6 protein-coding genes are annotated in these 5915 nt (G+C 61.0%); 3 read left to right on the top strand and 3 right to left on the bottom strand.

What is annotated here, in order from left to right:
• From NW857_RS03255 to NW857_RS03245, 3 genes are all read right to left on the bottom strand, one after another.
• A partial coding sequence (locus NW857_RS03255; protein WP_414367928.1) for a PAS domain S-box protein occupies window positions 1-509 on the bottom strand: 509 nt, incomplete at its 3' end.
• 127 nt (window positions 510-636) lie between these two features.
• Window positions 637-1188 carry a hypothetical protein gene (locus tag NW857_RS03250; protein WP_414347926.1) on the bottom strand — a complete coding sequence of 184 codons (552 nt, stop codon included), beginning with the start codon at window positions 1186-1188 and terminating at the stop codon, window positions 637-639.
• 193 nt (window positions 1189-1381) lie between these two features.
• The gene (locus NW857_RS03245; protein WP_414367927.1) at window positions 1382-2674 is read right to left on the bottom strand and encodes a serpin family protein; all 1293 of its coding nucleotides are present in this window, start codon (window positions 2672-2674) and stop codon (window positions 1382-1384) included.
• A gap of 227 nt (window positions 2675-2901) precedes the next feature.
• Here NW857_RS03245 and NW857_RS03240 point away from each other — a divergent pair, with 227 nt between their 5' ends.
• The 3 genes from NW857_RS03240 to NW857_RS03230 all read left to right on the top strand — a co-directional run.
• Complete coding sequence (locus tag NW857_RS03240) at window positions 2902-3444, top strand: DUF192 domain-containing protein (protein WP_414335919.1); 543 nt, start codon at window positions 2902-2904, stop codon at window positions 3442-3444.
• 259 nt (window positions 3445-3703) lie between these two features.
• A complete protein-coding gene (locus tag NW857_RS03235; protein WP_414333212.1) occupies window positions 3704-4972 on the top strand; it encodes a bifunctional sterol desaturase/short chain dehydrogenase in 1269 nt (422 codons plus the stop codon).
• A gap of 185 nt (window positions 4973-5157) precedes the next feature.
• On the top strand, window positions 5158-5915 hold a 758-nt coding region (locus NW857_RS03230), incomplete at its 3' end, for a DUF4397 domain-containing protein (protein ID WP_414367925.1).

Genomic DNA, 5915 nt, shown 5'->3' with positions numbered 1-5915 from the left:
TCCAAGAGGGCTTGCAATTGGGCTTCCCGCAGCCGCAGATTGTCTTCCAGTTGCTTCTGCTTGGTGATGTCTCGGCCGACCCCGCGAATAAACTGCAGCCGGCCCCGCCGGTCAAAGATGCCCTGGTTGATCCACTCAAACCACCGCACCTGTCCCGCCGCGTCCACCATCCTATCAACCCTCGTGAAGGTGCGCTGCTGAGGGGTGAGCTGGGCTATCTGCTGCCGCACCTGCTCTTGCTCCTCTGGCAACAAGGCCTCGATCCAGCGCCGGCCCCGCCAATTGCCAAAAACCCTCTGGCAGACTTCGTTACACTCCACCAATGTCGTATCGGGCCGCGCCAGGGTGACGATATCGGGAAAACCAACCTGGGCCTGATGTAGCCGCCGCCTTTGCCAGAAGACAAGCGCCAGGAAAGAGGCTGCCCACAAAAGCAGCCACGGCCAGTTGCGCAAAGCATCCCTGACGACTAGGCTAACGGTTTCTAGAGTCTCCTCAGGAATAGTCATGACGGCTTAGCATTGCCGAAATTCTGTTCTGTGAAGGTTCGCAAAAGCACCTATCCAAATTCACACCCATTCTCGACAGCTTTCCAAGGATTGCCAAGTACTGCAATCAACAGCTTATGAGGCAACCTCACGGGTTCATATAGGCCTGAATCCAGCCTGCCAGCCGCTGCGCCAAGGCAAGGGCTTCCGGCTCGCCTTTTTTGATCGCCGATTGGCTACTGAAACAAGCGATCACTTCTTCAAGCTCTTGTTCAAAAACCTGGGGACGGAACTGCAACCGCACCTGAGCTTGTAGCTGAAAGCTTTCCTGTGCTTCTTTATCCAAGATCTCTTGTCCCAGCCGCTGCAGCCGCACCCCTTGCAATTGGGCGAGAGGATAAGAGAAGACCTGCTGCCGCCAGATCCCCCAAGGGCCACCCAGCCGGGTCAGGGTCACCCGCTGCCGCTCCCGATCCACACTCAAGATCTGCCCCAGCCCCCAAGGGATCCCAATCCCCAGGCCCGCTGCTACAGCCAGTAGCCCCAGCAGGGGGGAAGGCTGCCAGAGCTGGGATCCCAGCGCCAACAACCCCAGGCCCGCCACCACCCGCCAGGCCAGCTGCTCAGAGGTAAACCTTTGCAGGGCAATCCGCAGCCGCCTGGGGGTGCGCTCCAGAACTTGCAGGTAAACCAGCGCCATGGAAGGGGATCCCGTTTTTGGAGCCAGTTTACCAGGTGCCGCGGAACCCTGAAGGCTTTTGTTGCTAAGTTGGCAAAGAACTAAAACTTAGGTTCGGCAAAAAACTCTGACAAATCCAAGGCAAACCCAGGGATCTTTTCTTGTTCCAAAACCTCGATTATCATGACCTCCGCAGTCAGCATGAGGGATCCCCTTATCCAGGATCCACCAGGGATCCCATAAACAGCACAGTTTGCGCCTCGGGGTTGTCGCCGGATCTAGAAGCGACAATGGCAAACCAGAAAGGTCGATCCGCTACGAATTGGAAGGGCTCCTGCCGGTCGCTGGCGGTGCGGGAGACGATTACCCCGGTGGCAGCAGCCGCCTCGGATCCCTTTTCATCCACTTCGATGGCCGCCTTGTGCAAGACTCTGCTGACCTGCGTCGGCTCTGAGGTCATCTGGCTGAAATCGGCCCGGCGAGAAAAGGCGATCCCCATACCCAACTGCTGCAAAGCCGGCACCAGATCGGTTGCGTAGGCCAGCTTAAACTTGGGGATCCGCACCGAGCCGGGGCGGGTGGGCAGGGATCCCGTCCATTCTTGCCAAGTTTCTGGGCTGAGCTCCTGTTGCAGGGTTGCCAAGCTCACCCCTGGTTTGGGCAGCAGGATCAGCAGGGCCAGCTCCCCTTCCCCATAGGGCAGGCGCACCACCTGGAGCTGCTCGGTCTCCCGGTAGCCGTAGCGACCGGATTGGGCCATCAGCGGCACTTGGACACGGCGGCCATCAGCTCGGGTGAAGGGCTGGGGCTTGGTCAGGGCCGGATCGAAGGGCTGGGTCCACTCTCCCTTGAAATGGATGGCGTTGAGCAAAACCATCACGTCCTCGCGGCTGAGGCGATCCACGATGCGGTCGATCTGGCCCTGGGTGCGCTCGGCTACCCAACGGTTAATCGCCTGCACCGTCTGGCGGGATCCCAGCTCCACCCGATTGACCACCGCTTGGTAATAGGTAGCCAGCGCCTGCAAAAAGGGAGGCCGCAGGGTGAGGATTTGATCGACCCAAAGGCCGTTGGCCACTTGCACCTGGATCGGCCCTTCTGCTTGGGATCGCTCCACCAGCCAGCGCGCCATCTGGGCGTTGGTCCAGTTCAACTCATTGAGGGAGAGTTCTTGGGCCTCCAGCACCTCGGCCATGGCCGCTTGGGTCTCTCCAGCGGCGCCGTTGTACAGCATGCTCAGGGCCAGGCGAAGGCTCAAGGGGGAGAAAAAGAGGTTCTCTTGCGGCTGCTGCTGGAGTAGGTGAGCGAATAGCTTTAGCGCAAAGCGACTTTGGGCTTGTTGGGCCACAGCCTCTTCTCCATACCCTTCCCCATAGGTCACGGTCGGCTCAAACGGGATCCGCACCGGGGTTTCCCCGTGCGTGGGCCAGAGACCCAAAAGCAATAGGCCAAACAGAGCCAGAAGCGGGATCCGGCTCGCCGAGGACATGCTCAAAAGGTCTTTCATTGGGTCTCTCCTGGCCGGGTGGGGAACGATAGATAGACTCTATAGGCTATGGTATCGGGTTGGGGGTGGATGGCTCTTGCCCAGGCTGGCCATTGCGGCTGCGCTTGAGGTGAGATCGACAGGCCAAAGCCCGCAGGAGATCCCGGCAAACTTGCCGCGGATCCCCTCCCTCTTCAGTCCAGAGAGCAGGGTAGGATCAAGCCTGCACAGCTCAGCAGGAGAAAGGGATGAGTTGGTGGGCAAGAGAGCGCCAGGCTGTCACAGCGAGCGGGATCGCCTTGGGCCTGGCTCTGCTGCTGGGATGTACTGCTGGAGGAGAAGCCCAGGAGACGGCAGCCGTTGCCAGCTCGACCCCGGCCAAAGGGCAGCCCCAGCACCTGCCGGTGGAAGCGGAAGTAACCATTGCCGGCAAGCGCTTTGAGCTGGAAGTGGCCCGCACCCCCGAGCAACAGCGGCTGGGCCTGATGTTTCGCACCGATTTGCCGCCTGATCGCGGCATGTGGTTTCCCTTCGACCCGCCCCAGCCGGCTGCCTTCTGGATGTTCAACACGCCGCTTAACCTGGACATTATCTTTCTCCGCCAAGGTCAGGTGGTGTACATCGCTGCCGATGTGCCCGGCTGCCCCGCCCAACCCTGCCCCGTCTATGGGCCACCCTCTGACCAGTTGGTAGATGGCGTGCTGGAGTTCCGCGGCGGGACGGCTGCAGCCCTGGGCTTGCAAGTGGGAGACGCTGTAGAGATCCGCAAGCTTCCGCCCCCCACCCCTTGATCTCTCTCCCCCCTCTCCCTCAGGGAGAGGGGCCGGGGGTGGTCGCGTGAGCGGCGCGGAGCGCTTGGGTGCCTCAGGGAGAGGGGCCAGGGGTGAGGGAAGGGATCCCAAAGGCTGCCGTTGGCCGTCTTGCTCGCGGTCTAGGATGGTCTTTATCAACGATCTTTGCGATGATTTTTGAGGGTCGCCAACTGTGTGAGGTTGATGCCAAGAGGCGACGGCGAGCCCAGGATGGTTCGGCTACTGTCGGCAAAGCCCTATGGATGTTAGCAGCGTAACTCAGTGGCTAGCGGTGGGAGCCATTGCCTTGGCTTCCGTCCTTTGGGCGGAGATCGTGCGAGATGTGCGCCATTGGCTGGCCCACCTCTGGCCCTGGCTGATGCCCAAGCACACCCTGCACCACCGCCTGTTCCGCCCCGATCTCAGCGTGGTAGACCCCAAGTTATACCGAGAATCCCAGTGGCACCACGATGTTCCCGAAGCGGCGACGATGGTTCTAGCCGGGATCCCCTGGGTGGTGCTGTTGGGCCAGGGATCCCTCTTCTACGGCCTGGCAGCAGTAGTGGGAGTGCTCTATTCGGCCAGTTTCTGGGTGGCCGGCATGTTGCGGGGCTATGGGCTGGCTCTGCAGACGGATATCACCCACCAGCCGGGGCCTTTCCCCGCTCCCCCCAGCCAGTGGCATGTGAACCGCGCCTACCACTGGCGGCACCACTTCGACGATACCAACGCCTACTTTTGCGGCACCTTGACCTTGGTGGATCGGATTATGGGCACCAGTCTCTCCCTGAAAGGCAAGCGTGTGGCCATCACCGGCGCCTCCGGCACCCTGGGCCGGGCCCTCTTGCAGCACTGTCACCGCTACGGCGCCAAAGTCATCGCCCTCAGCTCCCATGCGGATTCGGTTGCCATCGAAGTGGACGGCCAGCCCCAGCCGGTGGAGACCGTTCGCTGGCAGGTGGGGCAGGAGGGATCCCTGGCCGAACTCCTGGAGCGGGTCGATATCTTGGTGATCAACCACGGCCTCAACGTGCATGGGGAGCGGGATCCCGAGTCTGTCCGCCAGTCCTACGCCGTCAACACTTTCTCGGCTTGGCGGCTGATGGAGCTGTTCTTCCAGACAGTTCGCAACAACCCAGAGATGGCCACCAAAGAGGTTTGGGTGAACACCTCAGAAGCCGAGGTCAGCCCTGCCTTCAGCCCCCTCTACGAGCTCTCCAAGCGGGCCCTAGGAGATTTGGTTACCCTGCGCCGCCTGGACGCTCCCTGCGTGGTGCGCAAACTCATCCTCGGTCCCTTCAAGAGCCAGCTCAATCCCATTGGAGTTATGTCGGGAGATTGGGTGGCCGCCCAGATCCTGGCCCAGGCCAAACGCGATTGCCGCAACATCATCGTTACCATCAACCCCCTCACCTACCTGCTTTTCCCGCTGAAAGAGTTGGCCGTCAGCACCTATTTCCGCTTGTTCAGCCGCCGCTCTTCTCGCCCAGTTCTTCTTGATCCTGTCGCCGGGATCCCTTTGATTTAGGGGGGCCGGCAAATCCTGCCCGGCTCTATGGCATCAGGCGCAAAACTGGGGTAAGACAAGAGCAGGTTCTTTGGCGTCAGTGGAGGGGATCCCTTGCGCCGAACCGAACTTTTGGGGAGCGAGAGGGCCCTTCTGCTCGATCCCTACTGAGCGTTGGGTGTGAGGAGTGGGAGTGAGCATAAACTATGGTGCGACAGTGGGTGAGCGCAGTCCTCTGCGTGGTGGGTGGGGCTTTAATGCCGGGGCTTTTGTCCGGCTGTGCCATCCCGATGCCTTCGGCATCTGCGGGAGTTTCTGAGGTCCAGGTGCGCTTGGTGCATGTGGCCCCCAATGCCCCTCGGATCGACTTGGAAGTGGGAGGGGTAAGGGCTGCTCGGAGCATAGCCTACGGCGCGGTGAGCGAGTACGTGCGCATGCCGGCGGGCGAGTACGACATTGTTTTGTTTTCAACACCTGAGAACCCCGGCCAGCCCGCAAGTTCTCAAGACTCCGTTCCGCTAGCGCGAACGGTTGCGGCCAGAACTGTGGCTAACCTCAGGGGCGGGGGAGTGTTCTCGGTGGTGGCTGCCAACGAGCCAAATCGCATGACAGCCCTGGTATTGGAAGACAACATCCATCCGCCGTTTGATCAAGCCCTGGTGCGGTTTGTCCACGCCGCCCCTGATGCGCCGGCCCTGCAATGGCAAGGGGAGCAAGGGCGGGTGCTGCTGCCCCAGTTGGCCTTCGGACAAGTATCCACCTTTCAAGCCATGCGCCCCGGCTTTACCCAAATTCAGGTGGCCATAGCTCCTTCAGCCCCCGCGCCAGGTGTGCAGTCGGCTCCCAGCCGGAGCATTCCCTTGCAACGGTTTGACCTCCAGTTAGAGGCGGGGAAAGTCTATACCCTTTACGTGGCGGGGCTGATGCGCAGCAATCCGGGCTTGAACATGGTGCTGGCAGAGGA

The sequence above is a fragment of the Synechococcus sp. H55.9 genome (assembly GCF_047462355.1).
In the GTDB taxonomy this organism is placed as follows: Bacteria; Cyanobacteriota; Cyanobacteriia; order Thermostichales; family Thermostichaceae; genus Thermostichus.
This window is presented reverse-complemented; position numbering and strand designations above follow the sequence as displayed.